The organism is Paludibacterium yongneupense DSM 18731 (assembly GCF_000422925.1).
Lineage (GTDB): Bacteria > Pseudomonadota > Gammaproteobacteria > Burkholderiales > Chromobacteriaceae > Paludibacterium > Paludibacterium yongneupense.
This window is the reverse complement of sequence record NZ_AUGZ01000004.1, coordinates 212417-227916: the sequence shown is the minus strand read 5'-3', so window position 1 is coordinate 227916 and position 15500 is coordinate 212417. Positions and strand designations below refer to the sequence as shown.

General features: G+C 64.4%; 13 protein-coding genes. 3 read left to right on the top strand and 10 right to left on the bottom strand.

What is annotated here, in order from left to right:
- Positions 1 to 10: 10 nt before the first annotated feature.
- Together nirD and nirB are read right to left on the bottom strand one after the other, a co-directional pair.
- A complete protein-coding gene (gene nirD / locus G520_RS0101150; RefSeq protein WP_028534070.1) occupies positions 11 to 337 on the bottom strand; it encodes a nitrite reductase small subunit NirD in 327 nt (108 codons plus the stop codon).
- Positions 334 to 2790: a nitrite reductase large subunit NirB gene (nirB, locus tag G520_RS0101145; protein ID WP_028534069.1), complete on the bottom strand. Its 2457-nt coding sequence runs from the start codon at positions 2788 to 2790 to the stop codon at positions 334 to 336. The genes nirD and nirB overlap by 4 nt, the downstream gene beginning before the upstream one ends.
- A 180-nt stretch (positions 2791 to 2970) precedes the next feature.
- Here nirB and cbiB point away from each other — a divergent pair, with 180 nt between their 5' ends.
- A complete protein-coding gene (gene cbiB / locus G520_RS0101140) occupies positions 2971 to 3894 on the top strand; it encodes an adenosylcobinamide-phosphate synthase CbiB (protein ID WP_028534068.1) in 924 nt (307 codons plus the stop codon).
- Between the two features lie 74 nt (positions 3895 to 3968).
- Here cbiB and glnQ read toward each other — a convergent pair whose 3' ends face one another.
- The 4 genes from glnQ to G520_RS0101120 all read right to left on the bottom strand — a co-directional run bounded on the left by glnQ (position 3969) and on the right by G520_RS0101120 (position 7371).
- Positions 3969 to 4691, bottom strand: a complete 723-nt coding sequence (gene glnQ / locus G520_RS0101135; protein WP_156876839.1) for a glutamine ABC transporter ATP-binding protein GlnQ — start codon at positions 4689 to 4691, stop codon at positions 3969 to 3971.
- Between the two features lie 2 nt (positions 4692 to 4693).
- Positions 4694 to 5350 (bottom strand): glutamine ABC transporter permease GlnP, encoded by a 657-nt coding sequence (gene glnP / locus G520_RS0101130; RefSeq protein WP_028534066.1) that lies wholly within the window; start codon positions 5348 to 5350, stop codon positions 4694 to 4696.
- Between the two features lie 112 nt (positions 5351 to 5462).
- Positions 5463 to 6215, bottom strand: coding sequence for a glutamine ABC transporter substrate-binding protein GlnH (gene glnH / locus G520_RS0101125; protein WP_036664942.1), 753 nt, complete (start codon positions 6213 to 6215; stop codon positions 5463 to 5465).
- Positions 6216 to 6492: 277 nt separating this feature from the next.
- Entirely contained in the window at positions 6493 to 7371 is an 879-nt protein-coding gene (locus G520_RS0101120; RefSeq protein WP_051228790.1) for a MurR/RpiR family transcriptional regulator, read from the bottom strand.
- 143 nt (positions 7372 to 7514) lie between these two features.
- On the opposite strand from G520_RS0101120, the gene G520_RS0101115 reads away from it, so the two are divergent.
- The gene (locus G520_RS0101115; RefSeq protein ID WP_028534063.1) at positions 7515 to 8027 is read left to right on the top strand and encodes a M48 family metallopeptidase; all 513 of its coding nucleotides are present in this window, start codon (positions 7515 to 7517) and stop codon (positions 8025 to 8027) included.
- On the opposite strand, the gene G520_RS23765 is transcribed toward G520_RS0101115, so the two are convergent.
- The 4 genes from G520_RS23765 to G520_RS0101095 all read right to left on the bottom strand — a co-directional run bounded on the left by G520_RS23765 (position 8006) and on the right by G520_RS0101095 (position 14418).
- Positions 8006 to 10264: a putative bifunctional diguanylate cyclase/phosphodiesterase gene (locus tag G520_RS23765; RefSeq protein ID WP_051228788.1), complete on the bottom strand. Its 2259-nt coding sequence runs from the start codon at positions 10262 to 10264 to the stop codon at positions 8006 to 8008. The genes G520_RS0101115 and G520_RS23765 overlap by 22 nt on opposite strands.
- A 685-nt stretch (positions 10265 to 10949) precedes the next feature.
- A complete protein-coding gene (locus G520_RS0101105) occupies positions 10950 to 12158 on the bottom strand; it encodes an MFS transporter (RefSeq protein WP_028534062.1) in 1209 nt (402 codons plus the stop codon).
- On the bottom strand, positions 12155 to 13228 hold the full coding sequence (locus G520_RS0101100; RefSeq protein ID WP_028534061.1) for a zinc-binding alcohol dehydrogenase family protein: 1074 nt from the start codon (positions 13226 to 13228) through the stop codon (positions 12155 to 12157). Before G520_RS0101100 ends, G520_RS0101105 begins: the two co-directional genes overlap by 4 nt.
- A complete protein-coding gene (locus G520_RS0101095) occupies positions 13225 to 14418 on the bottom strand; it encodes a serine hydrolase domain-containing protein (protein ID WP_028534060.1) in 1194 nt (397 codons plus the stop codon). Before G520_RS0101095 ends, G520_RS0101100 begins: the two co-directional genes overlap by 4 nt.
- A 122-nt stretch (positions 14419 to 14540) precedes the next feature.
- Here G520_RS0101095 and G520_RS0101090 point away from each other — a divergent pair, with 122 nt between their 5' ends.
- Complete coding sequence (locus G520_RS0101090; protein WP_028534059.1) at positions 14541 to 15470, top strand: LysR family transcriptional regulator; 930 nt, start codon at positions 14541 to 14543, stop codon at positions 15468 to 15470.
- Positions 15471 to 15500 lie beyond the last annotated feature (30 nt).

The following is a 15500-nucleotide window of genomic DNA, read 5'->3' as shown; positions in this document are numbered from 1 at the left end:
CGCCCGCGCATCATGGCGCGATCGGGGTGGTATCCAGTTCGACCCGGCCATCCACGACCCGGACCGGGAAGCGTCCGACGCAGCCTTCGTCCGGCTCGAGCGCCCTCCCCTCTTCCAACCCTAATTGCATGCCGTGCAGCGGACAGCTCACCTTGTGCCCGCTCACGATGCCCTGTGACAGCGGCCCGCCCTTGTGCGGACAGCGATCGGCAAGAGCGAATACCCTGTCATCCGCACAGCGGAACACGGCGATATCGACTTCGCCCTCGCGTTTGACCACGCGTGAGCCGCGCAGGGGAATTTCATCCAGACGGCAAATCGCTTGCCAGTGCATCATAACGTCTCCTGTGTACGGTGCCGGCCGACGGGCAGCGGCGTGAACTCCTGGCGCAGAGCCGCATCGTCGACCCGGGCGCGCCACGGGTCCGGCACGCCATCGAGCGCAAAATGCAGGCGCCGCGCCAGCGCGTCGCGCTGTTCGGCGTCGTCGACGACCTGCGCCTTGATATAGTCGAGTCCGACACGCTCGATGAAGTGGACGGTACGTTCGAGATAGAATGCCTCTTCGCGGTACAGCTGCAGGAAAGCGGCGCTATACAGCAGAACCTCGTCCCCGGTCTTCACCTTGACCAGAAACTGGGCGACCTCGGTTTTGATGCCGCCATTCCCGCCGACATAGATCTCCCACCCCGAGTCGACCGCGACGACGCCGACATCCTTGATCCCGGCCTCGGCGCAATTGCGCGGGCACCCCGAAACCGCCAGTTTGACCTTGTGCGGACTCCACATCGTAGCCAGCATCGTCTCCAGCGCGATGCCCATGCCGGTACTGTCCTGCGTGCCGAAGCGGCAGAAGCGCGAGCCGACGCAGGTCTTGACCGTGCGCAGGGACTTTCCGTAGCCGTGCCCGGAGTTCATCCCCAGCTCGCTCCATATCGCGGGCAAGTCTTCCTTGTTCACGCCCAAGAGGTCGATGCGCTGCCCGCCTGTGACCTTGACCTGTTCCACCCGGTATTTGTCGGCCACATCGGCGATACGGCGCAGCTCGGCCGGCGTCGTGACGCCCCCCTTCATCTGGGGGATGACCGAGAAGCGGCCATCTTTCTGAATATTGGCGTGCGCGCGCTCGTTGATAAAGCGCGATTGCGGGTCGTCCCTGGCCTCATGCGGCCAGGTGGAAATCAGATAGTAGTTGAGTGCGGGCCGACAGCTCGAACACCCGTCGCCACTGCGCCACTGCAACTCGCGCATCGTGGCCGGAATATCGAGCAGATGGCGGTCGCGAATCGCCGCCCGCACTTCGGCATGCGACAGATCGGTACAGCCGCACATTGCCTTGCGCTTGGGGGCCTGCTGGAAATCGCTGCCCAGGGTCGCGCTCAGGATCTGCTCGACCAGCCCGGTGCATGAGCCACAGGAACTCGCGGCCTTGGTGTGTTTTTTGACGTCATCGACGCAGAACAGCCCTTTTTCCTTGATCGCTTTGACGATGGTGCCCTTGCACACGCCGTTGCAACCGCAGACTTCGTCGCTGTCGGCCATCGCCGCACCCCGGTTCTGGCCCTGATGTCCGCCATCGCCGAGGCTGGTCTCACCGAAGATCAGCCGTTCGCGCAGGTCACTGAGCGTCCTCTCCTCGCGCATCAGTTTGAAGTACCAGGCGCCGTCGCCGGTATCGCCGTACAGACACACGCCGACGAGTTTGTCGGCACGCAGCACCAGCTTCTTGTAAACGCCGGCGCCGGCATCGGACAGGATCACTTCTTCGCAGTCGTCGCCCCCCTGGTAGTCGCCGGCCGAAAACAGATCGATGCCGCTGACCTTGAGCCGGGTCGCCAACTGCGAACCCGGGTAGCTCGCGCCGCCGATGCCGGCCAGGTGCTTGGCGGCAACCTTCGCCATCTCGAACAAGGGCGCAACCAGGCCATAGCCGACGCCGCGGTGGTTCACGCACTCGCCGACAGCGTAGATGCGCGCATCGAACGTCTGCAGGCTGTCGCTGACCACGATACCGTTATTGCACTGCAAGCCGGCCGCCTCGGCCAGTTCGACCTCGGGACGGATGCCGACCGCCATCACGACCAGTTCGGCGGGCACGCTATCGCCATCGCGCAAACGCACCGCTCCGACGCGGCCACGGCCGTCGTCGACCAGTTCCTGGGTCTGGCGCCCGATATGGAAGCGGATGCCGCGCGCCTCGAGCGAGGTCTGCAACAGCTGCGCCGCTTGCCGGTCGAGTTGGCGTTCCAGCAGCCACGGGCCGAGATGGATCACGTCCACCTCCATTCCACGCTGCTTGAGTCCGTAAGCCGCTTCCAGCCCGAGCAGACCGCCGCCGATGACGATGGCGCGACGACAGCAGGCCGCCGCCGCGATCATCTGTTCGGTATCGGCGATATCCCGGTACGCGAGAACGCCGGCCAGATCCTTGCCAGGCAAGGGCAACATCACCGGACGCGAGCCGGTGGCAATCAGCAGGCGATCGTAGGAGACCATGCTGCCATCGTCGGCCGTGACCGTGCACCGCTCGCGATCGATGGCGACGATACGGCGGCCGATGTGCAGGTCGATGCCATGCCGCTGGTACCAGCTCAGATCATTGAGAACGATGCTGTCGAAGGCCAGCTCACCGGCGAGCACGGGCGACAGCATGATGCGGTTGTAGTTGGGATGGGGCTCGGCGCCGAAGACGGTGATCTCATAGTGGTCGGGGGCCAGGGCCAGCAACTCTTCCAGCGTCCGGATGCCGGCCATGCCATTGCCGATCAGCACCAGTTTGGGCTTGTTCACGGGGGGTCCTCAGAAAAGAAATGGGCGCTTCGATCCGGCGTGCGGAGCAAGGGCACCAGCTTAGGCACTGCCGGTGGCATGCTCAATAGTCCAATCGGCGTAGTCACATTGGCGGCTCCCGTCGCAACAGGGACGCGACGGGGTTTATAATGCGGCTTCACCCTTGCGAATGCGCCTGCGATGCTTCTTTTTTTCACCCTGCTGGGCGCCGTGCTGCTGGACCGGGTATGCGGCGAGCCCCGGCGTTGGCATCCGCTGGTCGGTTTCGGTCGTCTCGCCACCCGGGTCGAAGCGCGTTTGCGCCGCCGCCCGCGCTCGCCGCGATCGACGCGCGCGGCCGGCCTGCTCGGCTGGCTTGTCCTGTTGCTGCCTCCGACCGTGCTCGCCGGCGTGCTCGCGCGCCAGCCGCTCATCGCCCCGGTCGTCAACGTGCTGCTGCTCTATCTGTGCATAGCGCCACGCAGCCTGAATCAACACGCGCTCGCGGTCGGCGACGCACTCGTCGGCAAGGACCTGCTCCGGGCACGCGACCGTGTCGCCATGATCGTCAGCCGCGACACCCGGCGCATGCATCACAGCGACGTTGCACGCGCAACCATAGAGTCGGTGCTGGAGAACGGCAGCGACGCCGTCTTCGCCGCGCTGTTCTGGTATATCGTTGCCGGCGCGCCCGGCGTCGTGCTCTACCGGCTGGCCAACACGCTGGATGCGATGTGGGGTTATCGCAACGAACGCTTCCTTCATTTCGGCTGGGCGGCGGCCCGGCTCGACGATGTGCTCAACTATGTGCCGGCACGGCTGACGGCCATCAGCTACTGCCTGCTCGGTGATTTCCGCCGCGGCTGGCGCTGCTGGCGCACACAGGCGCCGACCTGGTACAGCCCGAATGCAGGGCCGGTCATGGCTGCCGGTGCCGGCGCGCTCGCGCTGGAGCTCGGCGGGCCCGCCTATTATCACGGCAAGTGGAAAGCCCGCCCGCTGCTGGGTCAGGGACGCGCGCCGGACGGGCACGATATCCGCCGCGCACTGGGGCTGGTCAATGGCACGATCGTCCTGTGGCTGGCGGCCGCTTGCGTCGGGGGCTGCCTTTCCCTCTGGCTGTGAGCATGCAAAAGCGGCGCCGGGCATCATGCCGGCGCCGCTGTTCGACGCATGTGCACGCAAAGCCCCGGAAGGGCTCAGGCGACGTGCTTGAGGAAGTCCTGCAAACGCGGGGTCGGCGGGTTATCGATCAACTCCGCCGGCTTGCCGTCTTCGGCGATCACGCCCTGATCCATGAACACCAGGCGTGTGCCGACATGGCGGGCAAAACCGATCTCGTGGGTAACGACGATCATCGTCATGCCCTCCTGCGCCAGGTCCTGCATCACTTTGAGCACTTCGTGCCGCAGCTCCGGGTCCAGCGCCGACGTCGGCTCATCGAACAACATCAGCTTCGGGCGGATCGCCAGTGCGCGTGCGATGGCGACGCGCTGCTGCTGGCCGCCCGACAGCTCGGACGGGTAGTGGTTGGCGCGGTCGGCCAGTCCAACTTTGTCCAGCAGCTCCAGCGCGAGCGTGCGCGCTTCGGCCACGCTCGCATCGCGGACTTCGCGCGGACCGAACATGACGTTTTCGAGCGCCGTCATCTGCGGAAACAGATTGAACTGCTGAAACACCATGCCGGCTTCCAGTCGAATGCGATGAATGTCGGCCGGCTTGCCCTTCACGCTCAGGCCATCGACCACCAACTCGCCCGAGGTGATTTTTTCCAGCGCATTGATACAGCGCAGCATCGTCGACTTGCCGGAGCCGGAAGGCCCCACCACAACCACGACTTCTCCGCTGTCTATTTTCAGATTGATGCCCTTGAGCACAGGCAAGGCGCCAAAACTTTTTGTCACATCGCGAAACTCGACCATGCTCATAGGATACGCATCCTCTTCTCAATCAAACGCAATACCACCGTCATGCACCCGGTCATCACCAGGTAGAAAATCGCAACTGCCGACCAGATCTCCACGGCACGGAAATTACCCGCGATGATCTCCTGGCCCTTGCGTGTCAGTTCGCCGACACCGATCACGATGAACAGCGAAGTATCTTTCAGACTGACGATGCACTGATTGCCGAGGGGCGGGATCAGACGGCGGAAAGCCAGCGGGCCGATGATCTTCAGCAGCACGCGCGGCATGGGCAGCCCCATGGCCAGCCCCGCTTCGGTCAGCCCCTTTGGAATGGACAGGAAAGCGCCGCGCACCACCTCGGCCAGATACGCTCCCGAGTTGATCGTGATCGCGAAGACCGCCGCAGTCAGCCCGTCGATACGCACATTGGCGAGCATGGGCAAGGCAAAATAGACGAACATGACCTGCACCACGATAGGGGTGCCGCGGATCAATTCGATGTAAACCTGAGCCAGAACATTGAGCACCGGGGGACCGTACGCACGGCACACACCGGCGATGAAACCCACGATAAAGCCGCCCAGCAAACCCAGCGCCGCGATGAAAACCGTCAAGCGGGCGCCCTGGAGCAAATCGGGCAAGGCACTGATGACAACCGACCAATCGAAATCCACTCATGACCTCCTGAAACGAATCGCGGCGGCGGCGCGAAGCTGCCGCGCCGCCGTCGGCGACTCCATGTGATTCATGCCACCGAAATGCACGGTGGCCGTTTCCGGCGCAGGATCAATCCTTGGGCGGAACGGTACCGAACCACTTCTTGTAGATCCGGGTATAGCGACCGTCGCTCTTGATCTTCTTCAGATCGGCGTTGACCTTGGCCACCAGCGGGCTGCCCTTGGGGAAGCCGATGCCGTAGCGGTCGTCGCCAGCCATGGTCACCACGGCCTTGACCTTGCCCTTGCCGGCGGTGTTGGCGAAATAGAGCACATTCGGAGCATCGTGAATCGCAGCATCCACGCGACCGGCTTCCAGTTCCATATAAGCCTGATCGACATTGGGGAACTGACGCACTTCCTGCGGCTTCAGGCTTTTCTTGATCCAGTCGATGGCAACGGTGCCGGTCTTGGCGGCGATGACCTTGCCGTTCAGATCCTTGATCGCATGGATGGACTTGTCGTCCTTGCGAACCATGACAGCCAGACCGCTATCGTAGTAGGGATCGGAGAAGTCGATGACTTTCTTGCGCTCGTCCTTGATGCTCATGCCGGAGATGACGACATCCAGATTGCCGGTCTGCAGCGCCGGAATCAGACCGTTGAAATCCATCGGGTGAATCTTGTACGGCAGCTTCAGGTCCTTGGCGATTTCCGCCCACAGATCGATGTCGAACCCGACAAAGGCTTCGCCCTGCTTGAATTCGAACGGCATGAACGAGGTGTCGACGCCGACGGCCAGTTCCTTGCCGGCGGCAAAACTCACGGAAGCGGCCAGCATCAGACTGGTCAACAGCGAACAGCGCAAAAGCTTACCCAGCATAGGTGATCTCCTGTCTTTAGAATTGTAGGAATCGTCCCGGCTGACGCTCGGAACGAAAGACCTATTTTATAAATCAAATGATCCGGTTATTGTACAAAAAGATACAAACGTTGCAGAAAATGAGGAAATATTACAACACAAGGTCGCAGAAAGCAGTCGGGAACAGACATTTCGACGCGCATATGCACCAATACGGTGCATATGCGGCACTGATATCGTACAACTTTTGGATAGACACTCCGGGGAGAGAGCAGGAACGGCAGCCGATGCCGCCCGCTCAATGCGCGGGATCGGGACTGCGCAAGCGGGCCTCGTTACGGGCGATTCGGCGCGCGCCTTCGCCCTGATCCAGGGTCAGTAACTGGGCGAGCAAGGCTTCGGCGACGCCGACGCCGGCCGCGATGGACGGAAAAATGGAAGGACTGCTGCCGGTGAACAGCAAGGTCTGATCGGCGCCCAAACCGATGGAGGAGGCGGAACTGTCGGCGATCGCAATCAAGCGGCAGCCGGCTTGACGCGCTGCGCTCGCAAGTTGGGTCGCCTCGCTGGAGTACGGTGCGAAACTGACGGCCAGCACGGCGTCGTCAGGATCGAGCGCGCGCAACTCGACTTCCAGCGTCCCCCCGGTCGCCGACACCAGGCTGACGCTCGAACGGAACTGGCGATACAGGTAGTGCAACATGAAGGCCACGGGAAAACTGCCGCGAAAACCCGCGATATGGACATGGCGAGCGTCGTGCAGCAACCGGGCCGCATTGGCCAGCCCCGCTACGCTGAGCGCCTCGGTGGCTTGCAGGTTCTGGCGCTGCGCGCGAAACATCTCGTGCATCAAGGTCTCGGTATCGGCACGGTCGATCAGCGTCTCGGCCTTGGCGGCGTAGATTTCGGGGACCGTGCGCATACGCGCGACAAACAGGCTGCGCAGCTCGTTCCAGCCGGGAAAACCGAAAACCTGAGACAGCCGGACCAGAGAAGCCGGCTGCACCGTCGCGCGCTCGGCGACCTTGCGCATCGAATAAATCGCCACTTCGTCCGGAAAATCGAGCAGATAGGCTGCGCCCGCCTGCAGCTGCGGGCTGAGCTCGGTAAAGCGTTCGCGCACTTGCGCGATAAAGGCCTCGACGGAGGCGGGTGGAGCTTTGGCGGGATCGACCATCTGTGCCACAATCCAGAACGGAATCGGTAAAATGCTACAGCTTTGCAGCGGGTGCCGCAACGTGGCATAAGCTACCCGATAATACGCTGTAGGCAGCAGAAAATGCGTAGAGCACGGCGTGAAATTCCTTTGTAAGACTAGAGATGCATTTAAAATATCTAACCGGTTACCCCGAGCAGTTACAGGAGCAGGCGCAGCAATGGATCGCGTCCGGGCGTCTGAACGCGCTGTTGCAGCGCCGCTACGACGAATACCACGAGGTCGGCGATGATCGCGCCCTGTACGCTTACGCGCTGCAGCTGAAAAACCGCTACCTGAGAAAAGCGCCGCCCTTGTCGCTCGTCGTCTTCGATAGCCGCATCAATCAGGTTCAGCACGCGCTGGGGCTGAACAGCAGCATCAGCCGGCCGCACGGTTCGCGCTTGAAGAGCCGCAACGAAATCCGCATCGCCTCGCTCTTCAAGAAAGCCCCCGCAGCCTTCCTGCGCATGATCGTCGTCCACGAACTCGCCCACCTGAAGGAAAAGGAACACGATCGCGCCTTCTATCTGCTGTGCCGGCACATGGAACCCGACTACTTCCAGCTCGAGTTCGATCTCAGGCTCTACCTGACCTTGCTGGAAATGAAAACGGGTCAGGATGCATCCGACGACTGATCGCGGGTCGTCCACCATGGCAGCCGCCGCTGCAGCTCTTCCCCGCTCTGCGGCCGATAGTAGAGAAAACCCTGCATGATGTCGTAGCCGAGCCCGCGCAGGAAACCGGCTTGCTGCTCGGTTTCCACCCCTTCGGCGATCATGGTGTGGCCGAGGCTGTGCCCCATCGTCAGCACCGCGCGCGCGATCGCGACCGCATCGGGCGACATCAGCGCCTGGACAAAGGCCTGGTCGAGCTTGATCGACGAAATGGGCAGCGCCATCAGGTACTTCAACGATGAATAGCCGGTGCCAAAATCGTCGATCGCGATTTTATGCCCGTCTTCGACCAGCCGCGCCAACTGCCCGCTCATATCTTCGATGAGGTCGGTGTTTGCCGTCTCGGTCACCTCGAATTCGATCAGCGCCGGCGGCACGGAAAAACGCGCGACACGCTCGCGCACGGTTTCAACGAAACCGGGCTGCAGAATCTGCACCACCGAAATATTGACCGCGATGCGCGGCGCCTGCAGCCCGGCCTCTAGCCAGTCCCGCAGCTGCCGGCAGACTTTCTCCAGCACCACCAGCCCCAGCGGCACCACCAAGCCGGTCTGTTCCGCCACAGGGATGAATTCGCCAGGCGACACGACCTCCCCGCCTTCGCGCCGCCATCGAACCAGCGCTTCGGCCGCAACGATATCGCGACTGTCGGCCGCCACTTGCGGCTGATAGACGACGAAAAACTCGTCCTGGCTCAAACCGCGACGCATCGCATGTTCGAGAGAAAACTCGCGTCGATGGGTCTTGTGACGCTCGGCATCGAACTGCAGGCAGGGGCCGCCGCCCTGGTCCTTGGCCGCGAACAGGGCTAGTTCGGCGTGCAACAGCAGAATATCGGGGGTCGCGGCGTCGGAAGGATAGTGCGCGCAGGCGATGGCGGCATCGATGTTGACCGTATGCGTCGCGATGATGAACGGCGCGCGGCAAGCCGCCGCCAGCCGATCGAGGAAGCGCTGGCGGCTCCTGCCTTCGCCATGCCGCAGCAACATGGCGAAGGTATTGCCGTGCAGCCGGGCAATGTCTGCGCGCCCGCCCGCCAGGCGGCACAGGCGTTGCCCGAGCGAAGCCAGCAACATATCGGCTCCGGAATGGCCGTAGACATCGTTGATCGCCTTGAAGCGCAGGATGTCGATCAGAATCAGCGTTGCCTCCTGCTCGAGCTCGTCCAGGCGCAGGGTGAAGCCCTTGCGGTTGGACAGGCCGGTGAGCGGGTCCCGCAGCAGGCTTTTCTCGGCACGCTCTTCGACTCGCAGCCGCTCGGTTTCGTTGTCCAGCACCCATTGCGAGGCGCGCGTTCCCCCCCATGAAATCGAGGTGGCCAGCGCCCGCACCGGCACGCGCAGGTTATCGGTGCCGTTCAGGAATCCGCTCCAGCTTGAGCCATCCTTGCCCGGGCGCATCCAGTCGATGGGCGCGGCGCTGTCCGACAATGCCGCCAGACCGCCGTTCGCATGAAAATGCGCGAGGTCCTCAAAGCCGAACATCTGTAGAAAGGCGCGGTTCGCATACAGGACATGCATTTCGCGATGGATCAGCACGCCTTGCAAGGAGTGGGCGAACATCGCTTCGATCTGCCGGCTGGCCATCAACAGGCGCAAGGACAAGGCGGCTATCGTCGACCCGATCAGGATGGACAAGAGTCCGATCTGCAGCGGCAGGTCCAGCAGATACAGCAGATCAAGCCTGGACACGTCACCGGTGCCGCAGCCGAAAGCGCACAGCAACACGCCGCGCAGGGCGAACACCGCTCCCGCGGCACGGCTGTCGCGTCGATGGCGCCAAAGCAAGCCTCCTGCCAGCAAAAAGCCCAGGCCCAGCATCAGCAGGATCGCACGCGTGACGGCGGCCTCGCCACCAAGCAGGTTCACGATGGGTATGGGCAGCAGGGCCGCCACCGCCCACGCCGGCCAGATGGCGGCGCGCACCGTGCGTCCGAGCAGTGCGGGGCAAGCCAGCCAGAGTGCTGCCAGGCTGCTGCCGACGAGAAAAGTGGCGGCGACCCGGCGTGCGAGTTCGAGCCAGTGTGGCGCCACCGGCATGCTCAAACCGCCGAGCACGGCCAATAGTAACGAGCCCGTGCCGAGCAGCAGCGCATGCCGCTCGGCACGGCGCACCCTCCATAAGACCAGCCAGGCGCAGCCGACCAGACCATCCAGCACCGCAGACACGCTGGGAGCGGTAAAAATGAAAGACAACATAAAGAGAATCTTTTCCGACGAAGCGGCGACAAGCGCGTGGGATTCCGGACAAGAAATTTAACTTGATGTTTAAAATAAATTAAGTATTTTAAATAAAAATTCCAAGCCATGCGATTATGTCATATCTTATTCACGCTGACGATACCAATTGCACACCAATACAACACTGACGACGCGGCGTCGCCGAAACGGCATGCGGGGGCGGGAGTATGGCCAAGCACAGAAAATGGCCGTCATCAGGGATGGAGCGCAAACAGCCGGATGGCCGAAAGCCGGGATGGAACGCGGGCTTGGCTCTATTTCGGGCCGCTCTTCGGGGCGGCGGCGTTGTGAACCAGGAGCCGCACAAGAGCGTCGTGGTAGAAAGCAGGGGCGCGCGGCGGCGGCAACGCGCATGCCGGCCGGGAACGGGATATAGACCTTCTCGTCATCATCGAAAGCTTGCTGGGTGGATTGCTGCCCGCTACGGCATAGCGGAAGCGGCTCTTCCGCTAGCTACCGGTGCGGCCGCCGGAGCCGCATCGATCTCCGGCGGCGGCTTCACAGGGCCACCAGCCAACCGGGCTTGAGCGCTCTGACGCCATGGCGCTGGACGATGGCCGGCAGGATGCCGGCCATGCCGAATTCGACGGCATAGCAGACCGGACAGGTCCAGTGCGATGAAAAACAAGTGGCCGGGCGCCCTTCATGGCCGCGCCTCGGTCTGTCGATCGGGCATCGCCGGGCATGAAGCAGCCGGAAAGCCATGCCGCCTGGCCGCCCACACCACCGCCAGCGTTGCCGCCAGCAGCCCCAGCATGGCCGGTGCGAATGCGCCGACGCCCAGCCGTTCGAGCAGCAGCCCCCCGACGCTGCCGCCGCCGGCAATCGCCGCGTTCCAGGCGGTGACCAGCATGGACTGTGCGACATCCGCAGCGTCTCCTGCCGTTTTGGCCAGTGCCGTCTGGAACAGTGTCGCCGAGCCGCCAAAGGCCAGGCCCCAGGCAGCCGCCGCCGCATACACCACGACAGGCGCATTGCCCGCCACACCGAGCGCCAGCACGGCCAGGCCGAACAGGGCCGCGCTGGCAAGCGTCAACGCACGCAGATGCCGGTCTATCAGGGCACCGACAATCCAGATGCCCAGCAGGGACGAGACGCCGAACGCCAGCAGCACCAGGTCCGTCCGTCCAGCCATGCCCGACGCCGCGAGAAAAGGCGCGATGTAGGTATAAAGAATGTTGTGCGCCAGTACGAAGGCCAGCACCGCGAACAGCACCGGCCGGATGCCCGCCAGGGTGAACACATGCCTCAGCGGCATGCGTTTTCCCGCCGCCAGCCCAGCGAAGTCCGGAAGTTTGATGCGCACCCACACCATGAGCAGCAGCGCCAGTCCGCTCATGATGCCGAAGCACATCCGCCAGCCCGCCAGATTGCCAAGGAAAGTGCCGGCCGGCACGCCGAGCGACAGCGCCAATGGCGTGCCGACCATCGCAATGGCGATGGCCCGGCCCTTCTGAGGCCCGGGCACCATGCGTGCGGCATAACCCGCCAGCAGCGCCCACAGCAGCCCGGCTGACACACCCGCCAGGAAGCGCGCCACCATGGTCAGGGCATAACTGCCGGAGAACGTCGTCACGGTATTGGCGACGGCGAAGCCCGCAATGGCCGCCAGCAGCAATGGCCGCCGTCTCAGGCCTTGCGTGGCGGCGGTCAGCGGGACTGCCGCCACCAGCGAACCGATGGCATAGATCGTGACGGCCTGGCCGACCCAGGCCTCGGACCGCGCCAGGCCCCGCGCCATCTGCGGCAGCAGACCGGCCGGCAGGGCTTCGGTCAGGATGGTGATGAAGGCCGCCATGGCCAGCGCCAGCAGCGAGGCCAGCGGCAGGCGGTGATGAGCAGCAGCATTCATCGTCCGGCCTCCCGCGCAGGTCGCGCCATGTCGTCCATGGAACGGGCCACGACCACCTTGCCGACGCCGCCGCCTGCTTCCACCAGGCGATGGGCTTCGATCAGGCGGGCCGCGTCCAGCGGTTGCAGCACGCGGCCGACGGTCGAGCGCAACACGCCCGCATCCACCAGCGCCGCCACTTCGTCGAGGATGCGATGCTGCGCGATCATGTCCGGCGTGCGGTACAGCGGGCGGGTGAACACCATCTCCCAATGCAGCGATACGCTCTTGGCCTTGAACGGCGCCGCGTCCAGCGTGTCGTGGTCGTCGATGACAGCCAGCCGGCCTTGCGGTGCGATCAGGCCGGCCAGTTCGTGCAGGTGCTCGGCGGTATGCGACAACGCCGCGATATGGGTGACCGGCGCCAGCTGCAACGCGCCGACCTGCGCCGGCAGCGGCCGCCGGTGGTCGATGACGTGATGAGCGCCCAGGGCGAGGCACCAGTCGCGGCTTCCCTCGCGCGAAGCGGTAGCAATCACCGTCAGGCCGGTCAGCCGCCGGGCGAGCTGGATCAGCATGGAGCCGACCCCACCGGCGGCGCCCAGCACCAACAGGCAGCCGGCATCGGCCGACTTGCCGGGCGGGACACCGAGGCGGTCGAACAGCAGTTGCCAGGCCGTCAGCGAAGTCAGCGGCAGCGCCGCCGCTTCGGCAAAACCCAGGGTGCGGGGCATGTGGCCAGCGATGCGCTCGTCCACCAGGTGGAACTGCGCGTTGCTGCCGCTGCGGTCGAAAGAGCCGGCGTAGTAGACCTTCTGGCCCGGTTGGAACAACGTGACCGCTTCGCCGACGGCTTCGACGATCCCCGCGGCGTCCCAGCCCAGGGAACGGACAGCATCGGGCGCAGCCAGCAAACCCGCCCGGATCTTGGTATCCACCGGATTGACCGAGACGGCGCGGACCGCCACAAGCAGGTCGTGCGGCCCCGGCTCCGGACGCTCTGTATCGATGTCGGTCAGGCAGTCCCGATCGGCCAGCGTGGAACCGCGGCGAAACGCGATGGCAGCCATGCGTGCAGGTCTCGTCGTCATCGCCATGCCTCCAACGCGCCATAGACGGCATCGCGCAGGTCGGTGACGAAGCGGCCGGACATGCCTTCGTACAGGGTATTGGTGAAAGCGGTCACGCTCAGGCCCTCCGCCCGGTCCACGAACCACGAGTGGCCGTAGGCGCCGCCCCAGCGCCAGGTGCCGGCCCGTTCAGGCGAAGCGGCAAGCCGGGGGTCACGCAGGACCGAGAAGCCCAGACCAAAACCGAAGCCCGGTGCAGCGGCCAGATCAAGGCCCCCGGTCTGGTCGCGTCCCATCTCCTCGACCAGTTCGCCGGGCAGCAGAGTGCCGCCGCCCTGGCGCAGGATTTCCAGCAGGCGCAGGAAGTCCCCTGCCGTGCCGGTCATGCCGGCGCCTCCCGACGGGAAGGCCTGCGCGTCGAAGATGCGGGCCGGGCTGTAGGCGATGCCGATGGCGCCGTCGAAAGCCGAAACGGTCTCGCCCTCTGCCAGCGGGTGCGGCTGCGGCGCATCGTTGACATAAGCAGCGGCGACATGGTGCGCATCGCGGGCGACGAAGCCGGTATCGGTCATGCCCAACGGGCCCGTCACCAACTGCCGCACCGCCTCGTCCAGCGGCGTGCCGTGGATGCGCTCGATCAGTGCGCCCAACACGTCGGTTGCCAGCGAATAGCCCCAGGAGGTGCCCGGCTCGTACAGCAGCGGCACGCTGGCGAGGCGCCGCAGGTTCTCGGCCAGAGTGATGCCGGAGGCGTCCATGCCATCCGAAATGCCGGCCCGCGCATAGGGACCGTCCGCGTCGGCTTCGAAGAAGCGGTAGCCGAGACCTGCCGTGTGGCTGAGCAGCTGCCGCACCGTGATGCGCGCCGGGCTGCCATTGGCCAGCGAAGGACGGAACCCGGGCAACCAGCGCTCGATGCCCGCATCCAGGGCGAGCCGCCCCTGCGCCACCAGGACCAGCGCTGCCGTGGAAACGATGGGCTTGCTCACCGAAGCCAGCCGGAAACCCATCTGCAGGGCCATCGGCCGTGCGCTTTCGCGGTCGGCGAAACCGGCGGCCTGCCGATGGATCAGCTCGCCATCGCGGGCGACCAGGACGACGGCGCCGACCAGGCGACGGTCGTCCAGCGCCTGCTGAACGACCGCCTGGATGCGTGCGGATAGCTGCGCGGGAGGGACACCCTGGCGCAGGGGAAATAGGGCGCTCTTCATGGCAAGTACCTCGATTCAATGGACAATGCCACGACGATAGAAGCTTCTCGATTAAAGAAAAAGTAGGCTACAGTTCCATGATGTACGGAAATAAGTGTCCGTAATTGCAAGGAGAGTCGATCATGGACAGCCTGAATGGCTTCGTGGTGTTCGTGCAGGTCGCCGAGACGCGCAGCTTCGTCGCCGCCGGCCGGCTGCTGGGCGTGTCGGCCTCGGCCGTCGGCAAGAGCGTGGCGCGGCTGGAAGAGAAGCTGGGGGTGCGCCTGTTCCACCGCAGCACGCGCAGTGTCACGTTGACGGCCGAAGGCGCGCTGTTCCTGGAACGCAGTCGTCGTATCCTGGCCGAAATCGAGGCGGCGGAACTGGAGCTGTCGCAAGCCAGCGCCGCACCGCGCGGGCGCCTGCGGGTGAGCCTGCCGCTGGTCAGCTCGCTGGTACTGCCGGTGCTCGGCGAGTTCATGCGCGAGTACCCCGAGATCGAACTGGATCTGGACTTCACCGACCGGATGGTCGATGTGGTAGAGGAAGGCTTCGATGCCGTGGTGCGCACGGGCGAACCGGCCGACTCGCGCCTGTCGGCCCGCCGTCTGGGCACGTTCCAGATGCAGCTGGTGGCCTCGCCCGATTATCTGGCGCGCCGAGGCACCCCCGTGGCGCCAGCCGATCTGCGGCGGCACGCCTGCCTGCACTACCGCTTTCCCAACAGCGGCAAGCTGGAGACCTGGGCGCTTCGGCAAACGCCCGGCGAGCCCGAGTTGCAACTGCCCACCTCAATGATCTGCAACAACATCGAGACGCGCGTGTGCTTTGCGCTGCAAGGACTGGGAATCGCCTGCCTGCCGGACTTCGCCATCCGCGAGCCACTGGCCGATGGCCGGCTGGTGCTGATACTGGCCGATCATGTGGAACGCTCCGGCGTTTTCCACGTGCTGTGGCCGGCGAGCAAACACCCTTCGCCAAAAGTTCGGGCTTTGGTCGATTTTCTGTGCGCGCAGGTGTTTCCGGCCGCGAAGAGCAAGATCCCCGGTCCCGGCGGCCGGTGCAGTCGATAAGGAGGCGTGGCCCATGTGCTCTCGAACAGC